Origin of the sequence: Acinetobacter silvestris, assembly GCF_002135235.1 — a bacterium.
Lineage (GTDB): Bacteria > Pseudomonadota > Gammaproteobacteria > Pseudomonadales > Moraxellaceae > Acinetobacter > Acinetobacter silvestris.
In genome coordinates this window covers 30,667-46,444 of record NZ_NEGB01000005.1, presented here as the reverse complement: position 1 = coordinate 46,444, position 15,778 = coordinate 30,667, and the positions used below count along the sequence as shown (strand labels likewise).

The window sequence follows — 15,778 nt, the reverse complement described above, 5'->3', positions numbered from 1 at the left end:
AAAACGGGCCTTTTGCCCGTTTTTTATTGGAATTTAAATTTTAGCTAGTCGCTTGAATAACATCAACAATGGATGTTGCAACATAATCAATATTTTTAAGATTAAGGCCAGCCGCGCACATACGACCACTACGGAGTAAATAAATACCGTATTTATTTTTTAGAATATCTACTTGTTCAGCGGTGAGTCCGGTATAACTAAACATCCCTTGCTGTGTTGTTAAATAACTAAAATCACGTGCCGGTAAAGCATGACTCAATTTTTCTTTGAGTATTTCACGCATTTGAATAATACGTTCACGCATTTTTTGTAATTCAGCTTCCCATTCAGCTGTTAATGCAGCATCAGTGAGTACGTTATTGACCAGTAAAGCCCCAGTTGTTGGCGGGCTAGAGTAAATACGGCGTACAGTTGCTTTGAGTTGACCCAGTATTGTTTGTGCAGTTACAGCATCATCACAAACAAATGTTAAACCACCGACACGCTCACCATATAATGAGAAAATCTTAGAGAATGAATTACTGACTATGAAATTCATACCAGATTGATCTAAAGCACGAATCGCATATGCATCTTCTTCTATACCTTGACCAAAGCCTTGATAAGCAATGTCCAGGAAAGGAATCAGATCACGCGCTTTGAGTACAGCAATCACTTGGTCCCATTCAGCTGGGGTTAGATCAGCACCTGTTGGGTTGTGGCAACAAGGATGAAGTAATACAATCCCTTTTGCTGGAATTTTATTTAACTCATCCAACATCGCAGGAACATTAACGCCATTGGTAGTGGCATCAAAATAGGTATAAAAGTGAGAAGCAATACCTGCACCATTAAAGATAGCAATATGGTTTTCCCACGTTGGTTGGCTCACCCAAATATCAGATTCTGGGAAATACTTTTTAAGAAAGTCTGCACCTACTTTTAAAGCACCTGAACCACCCAGTGTTTGAATTGTTACAGCACGGCCATCTTTAGCTGCTTGACTATTTTTTCCTAAAAGGAGTTTTTGAGTAACGAGGTTATAAGACTTTAGACCATCCATCGGTAAATAAAGTTTTACTTGATCATTACTTGGTTCAATATTTTTATATGCGGTTTTAACGGCTTCTAATTGTGGAACAATATTGTCTTCATTGTAATATAGACCAATACTTAAATTTACTTTTTCTATCCGTTCATCCTTACCAAATTCTTCCATCAACGATAGAATTGGATCACCTGCATAAGGATCTACATGTTGAAACATGGCTCAAAGTCCTAAATTAAACGAAGATATTTGAATGAGATCATATAGGTAAGTGGATAGATGACTCAACAGTTGATCGCGGATTATTTTTTATTATTTATTCAACTTTAGGTTATCTATTGAGTAAACCTTTAAAGGTATCGATTTTAAAACGATTACCTTTATTTCCACTCAGCATTTAAATCCGTTTTTAATATATGTACTGCTTGTAGAGCATCAGTTTGGATATGTGCATCTTTGAGTTTTTCAGTAATAACTTTGCCTTCAGCTGTATAACACTACAGGTTGTAGATACAATTGCTGCTTTAATATTGATATTGAGCCATACGTTGTAGCGATTTAAAGCAAGATGATTAGATTAATGTAATGAACGATTGTTCCAATGCATAGATATTGACATCATATATATATAAATACTTGTACTATTTAAAAATCTGGATGCTCAAAATGCTACTCAATTTTCAATATCATCAAACAATTCAGCCTAATCAAAATATCCCAGTTGTTCTAATTCATGGGTTATTTGGAAGTTTAACAAATTTAGGAATGATTGGTCGTGCTTTAAATGGCACACATGATATTGTTCTGATTGATATCAGAAATCATGGTCATTCACCACACTCAAATGAGATGAGTTACACGGCGATGGCTCAAGATGTTGTCGAGACTCTAGATCATTTAAAGATTAAACAATTTTCTGTAATTGGCCACTCTATGGGCGGAAAGTTAGCGATGAAATTGACTGAAGTAGCATTAGAGCGTCTACAGCAATTAGTCATTCTAGATATGGCGCCATTTGCCTATCATGAAAATCATCATGATCAAGTTTTTAAGGCATTATTTGCAGTGAAAAATGCCCAGATTGAATCACGAAAAGAAGCCACTGAAATCATGCGTAGTCTATTAAATGAAGAAATGGTCATTCAATTCCTTTTAAAATCATTTCATCAAGGGCAATGGCTCTTCAATGTCAATGCGTTATTTAAGCATTATCAAGAAATCATAGATTGGCAAGAAATTCCAGTTTGGCATAAACCGACACTCTTTATTCGTGGTGGTCATTCACCCTATATGAGTCAAAATATCCATCTACAAGCGATTGAACGACAGTTTTCACAAGCTCGGCTAGAAACAGTTGAAAATGCTGGTCATTGGTTACATGCTGAGAAAACATCCGAAGTAAATACACTAATTTCTGAATTTTTAATCTAATCAGAACAATATATTTTGTTAAATATTCAGATTTATATATCTAGTTCTTCAGGGTTTTGATTAGCTAATAAAATGCTAGGCAGAATTATTTAAATAACGTGCTAAGCATAGATCAAACTGTGCTTAGCTTAAGTGTTGATTTCAATTGATTATTCGAGATGATAATACTGCTCAATGCCGCAGTCTTGTACAAATTGAGGATCATGAGAAATAAGCACAACTGCACCTTGATAATTTTTAATTGCTTCCACCAGTAATGCACGTGATTCAATATCTAAATGATTTTCTGGTTCATCAAGTAATAATAAAGAAATTTGCTGACTTAGCTGAGAAATAGCCAATAAAGCGACTTTTAAACGCTCACCACCACTCAATTGCTTTAACGGTTGTATCGACTTTTCTAGTCGCAATCTTAATTGGCCTAAAGCAGTTCTACATTCTAATTCAGTTAAATGTGGGCTAAGATTCTTCAAATTCTCTACTGCATTTAATTCAGTATTTAAAAAACTAAAATTTTGATCTAAATAAAAACTTTGAGCGTGTACATAAATTTCACCTGAAACAGGTCTAGATTGAAGCTGAATAGCCTTGAGTAAAGTTGATTTTCCAATCCCATTTCGACCAGTAAGATGTAGTTTATCCCCGTAGTTCATTGAAAAATGAATTGGCTGGCAATGTAGATAAGGCCACTTGATTTGCGTTAATCTCAGTAATTCACCTGATTTTTTCTGATGCTGATAGTTAAGAAAAAGTCGTTGTGGCTTAGTAATCTCCAATAGCTTTTGTTTCTCATTTAAACTATTTTTAGCCTGATCAAGCTGTTTATCTAATTGTCGCGTTAAGCTAGAGCGCGATTGTTCCGCTTGCTCTTTATTGTAATCTAAAAGAACTTTAGCTTGTGATTGACTCTTCCGAAGTTGTTGACTTGTTTGTTGCCTTTTCTGTGCCTTGATTAAAGTTTGCTGTTGTTGATGTTTTAATTGCTTAAACTCACGATTTTCTTGATTTACAGTGCGTTGTAAAGCTTCTGTTTCTAGCAGTTTTTGATTTTCATAAAGTGTATAATTTCCTGAAAAATGCTGTATTCCATGTTCATTTAAAGCATAAATATGCTGCATTTGATTTAATAAGTCACGATCATGGCTAACAATCAAACATCCTGCTGGATGCTTTTGAATTTGATGAATAAGCCAAGCACGACTTTCAAGATCTAAATGATTACTGGGTTCATCTAATAATAAGTAATGATCTTTCATCTGAAATAAGCGACATAAGGCCAGTTTAGTTTTTTGTCCCTCACTTAGATTTTGGCTAAGGAAGTGTAAATCTATGGGTAAATGCGCATCAGCTAATAATTGATTCCACTGTTGTGGAAGATGCCAATAATTTTCCACACGCTCATAATCCTCTAATTCTGCATGGCCTTGTTTAATACGATGAAAACTATTGGCTCGTTCTGTAACACCCAAAGCATCAGCAATGGTCAGTCCATTTAAGCGGTTTAATTGAGGTAAATAGGCATGCGAGATTTGCCAATGAATTTTACCACTTTGATGGCATCCATGATAAAAATCAGCATCATCTACAGAATTTTTTCGTAAAATTTTTAATAATAAGGATTTCCCCTGACCATTTCTTCCAATTAATCCCGAACATTGTCCATAAAAAAGTTGAAAGTTAAGTTGGTGAAAAATACGGGAATGGCCAATCTCTAAATCGAGTTTGGAAATTACACATGCTGGTTGAGTCATAAGATGAACTCCTAAAAAGCAGTGCAAAATAGAATAATAATCAATTACAGAAAGCATCAAAAAATTGAATGCAAATTCAAGCTGAATGGTATCTTTTGAGTAAGTCTATTTTGCACATCAAAAACAAATAAATGGAATGATGAAAAAAATGACTTACTTCATTGGCAGATACTCGAATAATAAAATGGAGAGAAGAGCAATCATAGTATTTGAGTTATTTTTAGTCAACTCTCTCAGTGGGAATTGATTCTATTTAATTATATGTACTATTAAAATAATTTAATGAAAATTACTTGTCAAAGGCAATAACTACGGGTATTGTAGGATTTAGACGAATTTATTAAATATTGAAATAAAGATGTTAAAACAACCTTTGATTAGTAACGGATATTATTTTTGGCAATTCTTTAGATAGTTGCCTAAATACGTTTGGGCAAAATATAAGTTGCCCATCAAAGTTTATACCTGATCGGCAACACCGATCAGGTTTTTTTATGCTTTATTTTTAACTTTTGGAGAACATGATGTATAACTTAAATTTATCATATTTTAGCAACTTTTTTTGGTTTTACTTTAGTCAATTCATGACTCAAATCTTGCAATCGAATAGACCACATAAGCTCAAATAAAAGATCGGACTGAATAAACCAGTCCAAAGGATATACCCATGAATGCTTTAAACCAAACACTTACAGATAATACTGCAACAGTAATTAAACTGAGTCTGCCACAACAATTAAAAACCCAATACCCGCTTAGTCAAGTTTTGGCGCAGCAAATTGCTGAACATCGACAAACCATTCAAAATATTTTATCAGGTCAAGATTCACGCTTATTGGTGGTGACAGGGCCTTGTTCCATTCATGATCCTCAATCTGCAATGGAATACGCTGGAAAATTACTAAAATTACAACAACAAGTTTCAGATCAAATTTTCTTTGTGATGCGTGCTTATATCGAAAAACCACGTACAACAGTGGGCTGGAAAGGTTTTTTATATGATCCAAATTTGGATGGATCATCAAATTTACAATTGGGTTTAGAAAAGTCTCGTGACTTATATCTAAAAATTACTGAACTCGGTTTACCGATTGCGAGTGAAATTTTAAGCCCAATGGCAACGGCTTATTTTGATGACATATTGGCTTGGGGCGCAATTGGCGCACGAACCAGTGAATCACAGATCCATCGTGAAATAGCCAGTCATATGCCGTACAGCATTGGTTTTAAAAATGGTACAGATGGGTCTATTCAAATTGCTTTAGATGCAATTCAATCGTCTTCACATCAACATCAATTTTTAGGCATGGGTCAAACAGGTTTACCAAGTATTTTACATAGTCAAGGTAATCCATTGGCACACTTAATTTTACGTGGCTCTAATACAGGGCCAAATTTCGACTTAAAATCAATCCAAAAAATTCAAGAAAAGCATCATTTACATGTGCCAGCCATCGTCATTGACTGTAGCCATGGTAATAGTGCTAAAAATCCATTACTGCAATCTGAGGTATTAAAGCAAATTATTGCAGAACGGCATTCCACTCAAGTACGTGGCGTGATGCTAGAAAGTTATTTGGTTGACGGTCAACAAAAAATTTCGGCTGAAATGACTTATGGACAATCTGTGACGGATGGCTGTTTAGGTTGGGATAAAACCCAGCAATTGCTACTTGAAGTTGCTACGTCATTACAATTGAGCCCATTAAAACGAAGTGCTTAATTTTATTTCAATATCATTATTTTGCTTTTTATAAAATATAGCTCCTTTACTGGGGCTTTATTTTTCATTTATAACGATCAAATGCAATTTAATTCAATTGATTAAATATACAGCTCAAACAATAGGACTAAATATACATTTTTTAATATTTCTTTGAAATAGTTGAATTTATAAATTTGAGCCTGAATTTGGATTTGTGCATCATATAAAACAGATAATAAATATGTGCTAACTTACTGTTAAAACATACATTTAAAACACGACACCTGTATAAAATACATCCAAATCAAAGGGAAATCTGCTTTATGTATACTGATGAATTATTAGATGAAGCCCAAAAGTTTATGTTCCATATGCTGACAAAAGTAGTGGAATATGGGGGTTCAGATTTATTTATTTCAGCAGATTTTCCTCCCAGTATTAAACATCAAGGTTTAATGAAGCCAATTGGGCAACAAGCTTTAAGTGCAGAAAAAACCAAGTTATTTGCACATAGTTTAATGAATGAAAAGCAACGTGCTGAATTTACATCAGAACTTGAATGTAATTTTGCGATTCAAATTCCCAATGTATCGCGTTTTCGTGTCAATATTTTCCAACAACAATTACAAGTTGGGATGGTTATTCGTACCATTACCGCAGAAATTCCTAATTTTGAAAAATTAAAATTACCTGAATCACTGAAAGATGTGATTATGGAAAAACGTGGCTTAATTTTGGTTGTGGGTGGTACGGGTTCAGGTAAATCGACGTCTTTAGCTGCCATGATTGATCATCGTAATGAAAATTCAGCAGGGCACATTATTACGGTTGAAGATCCAGTTGAATATGTACATAAACATAAAAAATCAATGATTACGCATCGTGAAGTGGGGGTTGATTGCCATTCTTGGCATAATGCTTTAAAAAACACGTTACGTCAGGCGCCAGATGTCATTTTAATTGGTGAAATCCGTGATACTGAAACTATGGAGCATGCGATTGCTTTTGCTGAAACTGGCCATTTATGTTTAGGTACTCTGCACTCTAATAATGCCAACCAAACCTTGGATCGAATTATTAACTTTTTCCCAGAAGAACGACGTAATCAGTTACTCATGGATTTATCATCCAATATGAAGGCGATTATTTCACAACGTTTAATTCGAACAGAAGATGGAAAAGGTCGTCGTGCGGCAGTAGAAATCATGCTGAATACCCCTTTAGTTTCAGATATTATTTTAAAAGGAAATTTCCACGAATTAAAAGAAGTCATGACCAAGTCACGTGAACTCGGTATGCAGACTTTCGATCAGGCTTTGTTTGATTTATATAATGAGGGTTCGATTGGTTATGATGAAGCATTGCGCAATGCTGATTCGGTCAATGAAATTCGTCTACAAATTAAATTAAAAAGTACCCGTCAGCGAGAAGAACCACAGAGTACATCATCATTTGGCATGGCTGAAAGGAAAGAAGCAGAAACTGCCGGGGCTTAAAAAAGCTTACTTTTTATTCTACTTTAAAGCAGCATCCATAAAGATGCTATTTTATGATTTATAGTGGAAGAAATAGAATGCTGTTTGAGTTCATGACGTGGTTTTTGGATGTGATCAACAAAAAAATCAGCCGGCAGGCTGATTTTTTTATAATTCAAATAGAATTAAAGACCAGCTTCATATTCACTACTATTTAATAGTGTTTCAACATCAGCAATATTGTCAGGTTTAATTTTATAGATCCAACCCTTACCATATGGTTCATCATTCACAAAATCTGGATCATCTTCAAGCGCAGAATTTACTTCAATCACTGTACCTGAAACAGGTGCATGAATATCAGAAGCTGTTTTAACGGATTCAACGCCGCCTGCTTGTTGTCCAGCGGTTAAATGAGTTCCGACTTCAGGTGCTTCTACATAAACTAAGTCGCCTAAAGCATCTTGCGCATGATCAGAAATACCAGTGATGATCAAATCACCCTCAATTTTTACCCATTCATGTGTGGTTGCATATTTTAAATCAGCAGGATGATTCATCATGAGTCCTTAAAGTGTTTCAATTATTTTTTGCCATTGTTATACAGGTTTTTCGATAAAAACAAAAGGTTTATAAATAGGGGTCTTTACGCCAACTGCTTGGGCTACGACCACTCCAACGTTTAAATGCACGACTGAAATTTGCAACATCAGAATATCCAAGTTCATCTGCAATTTGCTCTAGCGAATAATCTGTACGAGAAAGCAAAGAAGTTGCATGCCGATACCGAACTTCATCCACTAAGGTCGAGAAGGATGTTCCTTCTGCCGCTAGTTGACGTTTTAAGGTGCGATCTGACATATGTAAACGGTCAGCTACATTTTCGATACTTAAATAATGCTGTTCTGAGTGCGTTAAAATATCACGAACTCGCATCGCTAAACGACGACGCTCTCCTAATGCAGAAAGCTCGGACTCGCATTGGTTAATTGCAATTTGACTAGAGATAGGATCCGCATTGACCATTTTCAAGCCCAAATATTTTTTATCGAAACTGGATAATAAATGCGGTTGGTCAAAGCGAAAATGATAAGAGGAGGTTTTGGATAGATATTTATCAAAGCCTTCAGGCTGTGGGAAATCAAAATCCACATCCGCTTCTAATTCACTAATTCCAGTAAGTGCTTTAGCCATGGTCATAATGCCAAAGGTCAAACTGGTGACAATTTCTGTGCGTAATGGTTCGATCGCAATATCACATTGTAATTGTAAGGTTGCTTTTTCACCAAAAGTTGAAAAATACAGTTGTAAAAAGGGCATACGTAGTTGAATAAATCGATTCGCTAAGACCAATGCATCGGTGATATCACTGGCTGTCATAATGGCATAACCAATAAAGCCATGAATCGAAATACGCATTTGTGTACCAAGATGGTAGCCTAGCGTACTTTCTCCCGTCATTTTTAAAGCATGTTTGACCAATTCATTTGCGATTGGTGTAGAAATACGAAAATCTGGTTCTGCAAGTTCTTCGCTGGTAAAGTGAAACGGTGCAAATAAGGTTTCTGCACTATAGCCCCAACGTGAAACGACATCTAGTAACAAAAGACCATAAACGCCAGGAATTCCCTGATCTGGACGAGTTGACATTGTTTTCATTTGCGATCCATTGCTCTCACATATTATCCGTGCTGGCTAAACGACATATTGTCATGAAGTTGTGGCATGACATAGAAAAATTGTCTAACAGACAAAATGTCTTTATTCAAATTCTCTTTTAAATACCACAATTTTAGTCGTAGAAATGAGTAACACATCGCCATATTGATTTTTTGCTTGGGTTACATAGGTCACAATTGCACGATCAATTTTAGTTCTCGATGGTGTAATCGCGACAATTTCGACTTCTACATGAATCTTATCGCCAACGCGGGTAGGTTTTGGCCAACGTAGACTGGATTCTGAACCAATTAAACCTTTCGCAATAGGAAAGCATTCAGTCCAAAGACGCATGGTAATGGCTGACGTATGCCATCCACTTGCGGCAAGACCCTGAAAAATAGGATGTTCCTTGGCTTTTTCAACATCGGTATGAAAGACTTGAGGGTCATATTTATGAGCAAATTCTAAAACCTCTTCTAAAGTGATTTCATATTCACGACTTTGAAAATGATCCCCTATATTTAAATCTTCTAAATACAACATATTAAACTTGTTCCTTGTTCTTTATTTGCTGTTGTTCTACTAAAAAACCACCTGTTTGACGCTGCCAAAGCTGTGCATAAATACCATGCTGTGCAATGAGTTCTTCATGCGTTCCTTGCTCCGCAATATGCCCCTGATCTAATACAATTAAACGATCCATCTGTGCAATGGTCGATAAACGATGAGCAATGGCAATGACCGTTTTACCCGCCATTAAATCATCTAAACTGGATTGAATCGCAGCCTCAACTTCAGAATCTAAAGCACTGGTTGCTTCATCTAAAATCAGAATTGGCGCATCTTTTAAAAATACTCGAGCAATTGCAATCCGTTGGCGTTGTCCACCTGATAATTTTACGCCACGTTCACCGACATACGCTTCATAACCTTTTTTACCACGCAAGTCAGTCAAACTTGGAATAAATTCCTCGGCTTTAGCTTTACGAACAGCCTCATACATTTCTTCATCTGATGCATCGGGTCGTCCATATTTAATATTTTCTGCTACAGAACGATGTAATAACGAGGTATCTTGTGTAACTAAGGCAATATTTTTATGTAAACTATCTTGGGTAATATCTTCTATATTTTGTCCATCGATAGAAATACGACCTTGGTTGATGGTGTAAAAATGTAGTAGTAACTGAATGAGCGTTGATTTACCAGCACCGGAACGGCCGACAATACCAATTTTTTCGCCTGGTTGAATGGTTAAATTAAAATGATCAATGACATTTTTATCATTATAAGCAAAAGTAACGTCTTCAAATTTAATTTCACCCGCACTAATTTTTAGCGGTTTGGCATCTTCTTTATCTTGAATATTGATGGGCTTACCCAGTGTCATCATCCCATCTTGAATGGTTCCAACATTTTCAAACAGAGCAGAAGTCTGCCACATCATAAATGATGCCATACTATTTAATTTAAGAATCATCGCTGTAGTTGCGGCGATAACACCAATTGCAGCCTGACCTTGTAACCATAGCCAAACAGCTGTTCCCAATACACCAAAAAATAAAACTGCTGTCAAAATATTGGTACTTATTTCATAAAGTGTACCCAAACGCATTTGCTTAAAGACAGTGCGCATAAATTCTTGCATGGATTCTTTTGCATATTGGCTTTCACGACCTGCATGTGCGAAAAGTTTTACTGTCTGAATATTGGTATAAGCATCTGTAACACGACCTGTCATAACAGCACGTGCATCGGCTTGTTCTTTGGAGATTTTACCTAGTTTGGGAATAAAAAAGCACGCAGAACTAACAAATAGAATTAACCATAAAAACAATGGTAATAATAGAATGGGTGAAATTGAACCAAATACAATACTAATGGTAATAAAATAAATAATAACATAGGTGAGCATATCACCTAAAATGACCCAAAACTCACGAACAGCAAGTGAGGTTTGCATCACTTTGGCAGAAAGCCGTCCTGCAAAATCGTTATGAAAAAAATCTAAACCTTGTAATAATAATAAGTTATGAAATCTCCAACGCAAACGCATTGGAAAGCTACTATATAAAATTTGATGACGTATTACAGATTGCATACTGGCAAATAAAATATTACCAAATAAGAAGAAACTGAGTACGATCAGATTTGATTTATGGTTCTGTAGAAAATTCTCTGGTTTAGACTGAGTAAGCCAATCGACCAAATGTCCTATCTGAGAGAAAAAGATTGCTTCAAAACTTGCAGTGGCAGCAGTTAGTAAAATAAGTACCAATAAATAGCGTTTTACCCCATGAGCCGCTTGCCAAACAAAAGGAAAAAACTTTTGTGGCAATGGTTCGTTTAAACCTTTAGATGGATAGGGGTCAACTAATTTTTCGAACCATTGCAGCATAAAATTCTCTTATGGTGTTGATATTATTTGTCAATACATGCGCATAGATGGCGATCGAGGAGTGAAACCAAAGGTGTGTTTGATACATACTTAAGTCACATGCGGGAATAATCATCATTAAAGTATCGAATATACCTAATCGAAGCTTTCATAACTATTCTAAATTTGATATTGCTAAAAGGTTGGCATTGACACACGATTAGCAATAAATTTTGAGTCTGTTCCTTAAGGTATATCTATCTCTACACCGTCTAAATGCACCAATATTGATGAAGCATCTGCAATTATATACCGATTGATTTTCTAATTGTTGATTAAAGACCGTCAGTATAGATTGTTTATCTGTCTAGATATTGATTTGATAATAACTGCATTACCTTACCAAATAATTATTAAAATAAAGCAATCAATATCCTATGATTTTTATCAATGGTTGTATTGGATTTAAAATATTATGATAAGTATAATACAAGTGATTCTCATTATCTGACCTAGATAGTGAAATATCTGTGGAAAATATATCCAATTTAATTCTCCCACTTCAATATTGAGATATCTGTGCGTAAATCAAACACTTTAAGTCTTAGCATTAAATTATTATTTAGTTTTGGTTGCATTCTTCCGAGCATCACACATGCAACAGAACAACAAAGTATTCAGCAACTCGAAACCATTCAAGTCATAGCACAAAGTGATGATATATCACATTATTTGGCTCAATCTTCAGGTAGTACACTAAGAGGTAATACAAAAAATCTAGAAATACCTCAAACTGTAAATATTGTTTCAAAACAATATATTCAGGATTATGACCCTGCCAATTTAGATAATGCACTGACACAAGTGAGTGGTATTACCCAAGGAAATACTCTGGGTGGAACACAAGATACCGTTATGAAACGTGGTTTCGGAGATAACCGAGACGGTTCAATTATGGTCAATGGTATGCCAATTGTTCAAGGTCGCGTAATGAATGCAGCCGTTGATCAAGTTGAAGTATTGAAAGGTCCAGCTTCTTTACTTTACGGTATTATGGACCCTGGTGGCGTTATAAATGTGGTTACTAAAAAGCCTTTGAAAGAACAAAGTACAGAAGTTTCATTGTATGGTTCAAGCTATGAAGCAGGTAAAAATGGTTATGGTGCAAGTTTTGATACCACAGGTGCGATAGAGAATAGTAATTTTGCATATCGATTGATTGTGGACCGTTCTGATGCAGACTATTGGCGTAATTTTGGTAATTCAAAACAAACTTTAATTGCACCATCTTTGGCTTGGGATAATGGACAAACTCAAGTTAATTTAAGTTATCAATATCGTGATTTTAATGTGCCATTTGATCGTTCAACAGTTTTTGATTTAAACACTGGTAAAGCCTTACCTATCTCAAAATATACACGTTTAGACGAAGCTTTCAACCAAATGCAAGGTGAAGATCATTTAGCACAATTGTCTGTTGACCATAAAATTAATGACAATTGGAGTGCGCATTTAGGGTATAGCTATAACTATGAAAGCTATGATGCCAATCAACTCCGTATAACTAAACTGGATACTATCAAACATACCGTCACCCGTCGTACTGATGCCACCTTAAATGCTGAAAGTGTAGATAGTGCAGCACAAGCTTATTTAAATGGGTCAATGAATATTTTTGGCTTAAAAAATGATATTCAACTTGGAACTGATATTGAATATCGTAAATATTTTAGACCTGATATGGTGCGCGGTAATACTTCGACATTGGATTATTTAAATCCAATTTTTGGTCAAGTCGAGCCCTCGAAAAATATTGTTGCATCGGATAGTGATCAAATGGATAAACTCCATACCTATGGTTTTTATCTACAGGATGCAATTCATTTAAATGATCAGTGGATTGCTGTACTCGGTGGACGTTATCTTGCATATCAACAACAGGCTGGACGCGGACGGCCATTTAGCTTAAATACCAATACGGATGATCATGCATGGTTACCTCATGCTGGTTTAGTTTATAAGTGGAATGATCAACTATCACTATATGGTAGTTATACCGAGTCGCTTAAACCATCTTCATCAATTGCTCCTATGAGCGGTGAAGTGATTGACTCTAATCTTGCTCCTGAAAAGTCTAAGTCTTATGAATTAGGTGCTAAATATGAGTTAAATAATCGTATACAGGCCAATTTCGCCTTATATAACATTAAAAAGCAAAATGTATTGAATACCATTACGGTGAATGGTGAAACTCAATTACATACAGCAGGCGAGGTTGGCTCAAAAGGTGTAGAACTTGACCTTACTGGGCGTTTAACCGATCAACTCGATGCAACTTTAACCTATGCTTATACAGATGCAGGAATTAAAGAAGATGAAAAGGCGAGCCTTGTAGGTAACCGTTTAGGTAATGTTGCAAAAAATACCACATCTTTAGCACTGGTTTATAATTATGGTGACTTCTTAAATGGTCAACTGCGAATGGGTCTTGCTGGAAATTATGTTGGTAAACGTGCGGGTGATACTGAGAATAAATTTATCTTACCAGATTATACCATTGCCAATGCTTTTATTAGTTATGACACTAAAATTGCAAAGCAAGATGTTAATTTTAAATTGAATTTGAATAATATGTTCGATACTACATATTACACAGCCAGTGTGAATAACCTAACAGTTTCTCAAGGTGATTCTCGTCAAGCTGTTTTACGTGCAACTGTAAAATTCTAATGATTTTGAAAGATTAAATAGGAGCAATTACGTTACTGTGATTGCTCCATTAAAAGAGTATTAATGTTGATAAAGCTATTTTTAAAATTAATCACGATGAGTATTTGTATGCTAACTGCAAATTCTATTTTTGCGAAATCAGCTAATATTATGCTTGTTTCTCAAATTAAAAGTCTATCAGCAGTTACTGATTTTGCGATTCAGAAACATCTACAAAATTTGGGCTATGATGTTCAAGTCGTAGATCAGACTCAATCACCTAATCAAATTAAGAATATCGATTTAGTTATTATTTCTTCAACGGTTGCTTCAAAAAATTTGAAGCAAGGATGGCGACAATTAGCAATTCCTTTACTGACTTGGGAAAATGATTATCTAGATGATTTGGCAATGACAGGAAAACGTTCAGATACCGACTTTGGTGAAGTTGAAAAAGATCGACATTTATGGATGGTGAATGCACCACATCCTTTATCGGCTAATTTAGCTGCAGGAACATTAAATGTCTATCAAGCTCAAGCACCAATGAGTTGGGGGAAACCAGGTTTAGGTGCAACGATCATCGCAACCATTTATGGCCAACCAGAAAAACCTGCCATTTGGGCTTATGAAAAGGGAGCTACAATGGATTATGAAACTGTTGCACCTGCAAAAAGGATGATGTTTTTTTTAAATAATGACACTTTCACCAATTTAAATCCGGATGGAGTGAAGCTATTTGATACAGCAATCATATGGCTGTTGTCCCACTCTCAAAAAGGTTAACTTTTTCATATAAAAACCAGCGCTAATTTCGCTGGTTTTTAATTTTCTATGTATTTTATTGTGCTTAAATCACTAAGCACCTTGGATTATAAACTTACCACATCAAATCATCTGGAATGACATAAGCAGCATAAGGATCTACTTCTTCAGTAATTTCTTCATTTTTTTCAGAATTATTCATAATTAAGAAACCTTGCATTTTCTCATTGATTCGCTCTGCGAGTTCTTTCGGTAAAAAAGCATAACGATCATGATCTTTGGCAATAATCAAACTTCCTGAAACTAGGGCATTATAGATTTGCTGATTAATATAGACCTTCTTAATTTTAGCATCATCAATGAATTGGTAAGCAACGTCACCATCGGTATCTTTAATTTGATGTTGACTAATCATTTGGATGATTGAAGCTTTAAGGGCTTTCTCGTCAAGTTGGCGTTGTTTCTCCATATTTAACGATTGATCTTTTGCAATTTTTTCCTGTTTATCTTGCTCAATTTTAGCTTTAAGTTCAGTTTCACTGCTCTGACCCGTTCGTTGCTCATGTTGCACCTGTTTAGACAGTTTTTTTGCTTTTTTATTATCAACTAAGCCAGCTTTGAGCAACTGAGCTTGTAACGCATTTTTAACCATTTTAACTACCAACCATTACTTTTGAGCAAAAGAATTTTGAAAATATCGCCACCAATATACCACGCATAAAGTAAAACTAGTGCTGCGGGTAAAAGGAAGGTATTTAATTGTAAATAAGGATAGAGCAGGGTTGCAATAATCCTCAAAATAAATTTGGGTAAGATTCATATATGGATCGAAGTATTGAGAGACAAGCGCTCACGCCAATAGGCTGACATTACCCA

The 15,778-nt window shown here is 35.4% G+C and carries 12 protein-coding genes; 5 read left to right on the top strand and 7 right to left on the bottom strand.

Annotated features, from left to right (window positions below; genetic code table 11):
* Window positions 1-40: 40 nt before the first annotated feature.
* Entirely contained in the window at window positions 41-1,246 is a 1,206-nt protein-coding gene (locus B9T28_RS09415) for an amino acid aminotransferase (protein WP_086203730.1), read from the bottom strand.
* 447 nt (window positions 1,247-1,693) lie between these two features.
* Here B9T28_RS09415 and B9T28_RS09410 point away from each other — a divergent pair, with 447 nt between their 5' ends.
* Complete coding sequence (locus B9T28_RS09410; RefSeq protein ID WP_086203729.1) at window positions 1,694-2,458, top strand: alpha/beta fold hydrolase; 765 nt, start codon at window positions 1,694-1,696, stop codon at window positions 2,456-2,458.
* Window positions 2,459-2,607: 149 nt separating this feature from the next.
* On the opposite strand, the gene B9T28_RS09405 is transcribed toward B9T28_RS09410, so the two are convergent.
* Window positions 2,608-4,209, bottom strand: a complete 1,602-nt coding sequence (locus B9T28_RS09405) for an ATP-binding cassette domain-containing protein (protein WP_086203728.1) — start codon at window positions 4,207-4,209, stop codon at window positions 2,608-2,610.
* Between the two features lie 667 nt (window positions 4,210-4,876).
* Between B9T28_RS09405 and B9T28_RS09400 the strand changes: the two genes are divergently transcribed.
* Both B9T28_RS09400 and B9T28_RS09395 read left to right on the top strand, forming a co-directional pair.
* Window positions 4,877-5,932: a 3-deoxy-7-phosphoheptulonate synthase gene (locus tag B9T28_RS09400; protein ID WP_086203727.1), complete on the top strand. Its 1,056-nt coding sequence runs from the start codon at window positions 4,877-4,879 to the stop codon at window positions 5,930-5,932.
* A 305-nt stretch (window positions 5,933-6,237) separates the two neighbouring features.
* Window positions 6,238-7,410, top strand: a complete 1,173-nt coding sequence (locus tag B9T28_RS09395) for a PilT/PilU family type 4a pilus ATPase (protein ID WP_086203726.1) — start codon at window positions 6,238-6,240, stop codon at window positions 7,408-7,410.
* A 164-nt stretch (window positions 7,411-7,574) separates the two neighbouring features.
* Here B9T28_RS09395 and gcvH read toward each other — a convergent pair whose 3' ends face one another.
* From gcvH to B9T28_RS09375, 4 genes are all read right to left on the bottom strand, one after another.
* Window positions 7,575-7,949: a glycine cleavage system protein GcvH gene (gene gcvH / locus B9T28_RS09390; RefSeq protein ID WP_086203725.1), complete on the bottom strand. Its 375-nt coding sequence runs from the start codon at window positions 7,947-7,949 to the stop codon at window positions 7,575-7,577.
* A gap of 70 nt (window positions 7,950-8,019) precedes the next feature.
* Window positions 8,020-9,048 carry an AraC family transcriptional regulator gene (locus B9T28_RS09385; RefSeq protein WP_086203724.1) on the bottom strand — a complete coding sequence of 343 codons (1,029 nt, stop codon included), beginning with the start codon at window positions 9,046-9,048 and terminating at the stop codon, window positions 8,020-8,022.
* A gap of 102 nt (window positions 9,049-9,150) precedes the next feature.
* Window positions 9,151-9,594, bottom strand: coding sequence for a MaoC family dehydratase (locus tag B9T28_RS09380; RefSeq protein ID WP_086203723.1), 444 nt, complete (start codon window positions 9,592-9,594; stop codon window positions 9,151-9,153).
* Window position 9,595: 1 nt separating this feature from the next.
* Window positions 9,596-11,449, bottom strand: a complete 1,854-nt coding sequence (locus B9T28_RS09375; protein ID WP_086203722.1) for an ABC transporter ATP-binding protein — start codon at window positions 11,447-11,449, stop codon at window positions 9,596-9,598.
* A 588-nt stretch (window positions 11,450-12,037) separates the two neighbouring features.
* Here B9T28_RS09375 and B9T28_RS09370 point away from each other — a divergent pair.
* Complete coding sequence (locus B9T28_RS09370; protein WP_434057133.1) at window positions 12,038-14,158, top strand: TonB-dependent siderophore receptor; 2,121 nt, start codon at window positions 12,038-12,040, stop codon at window positions 14,156-14,158.
* A gap of 108 nt (window positions 14,159-14,266) precedes the next feature.
* The gene (locus tag B9T28_RS09365) at window positions 14,267-14,923 is read left to right on the top strand and encodes a hypothetical protein (protein ID WP_252053588.1); all 657 of its coding nucleotides are present in this window, start codon (window positions 14,267-14,269) and stop codon (window positions 14,921-14,923) included.
* 94 nt (window positions 14,924-15,017) lie between these two features.
* Here the strand turns inward: B9T28_RS09365 and B9T28_RS09360 are convergent, their stop codons facing one another.
* On the bottom strand, window positions 15,018-15,554 hold the full coding sequence (locus tag B9T28_RS09360; protein WP_086203720.1) for a DUF2058 domain-containing protein: 537 nt from the start codon (window positions 15,552-15,554) through the stop codon (window positions 15,018-15,020).
* Window positions 15,555-15,778: the final 224 nt, after the last annotated feature.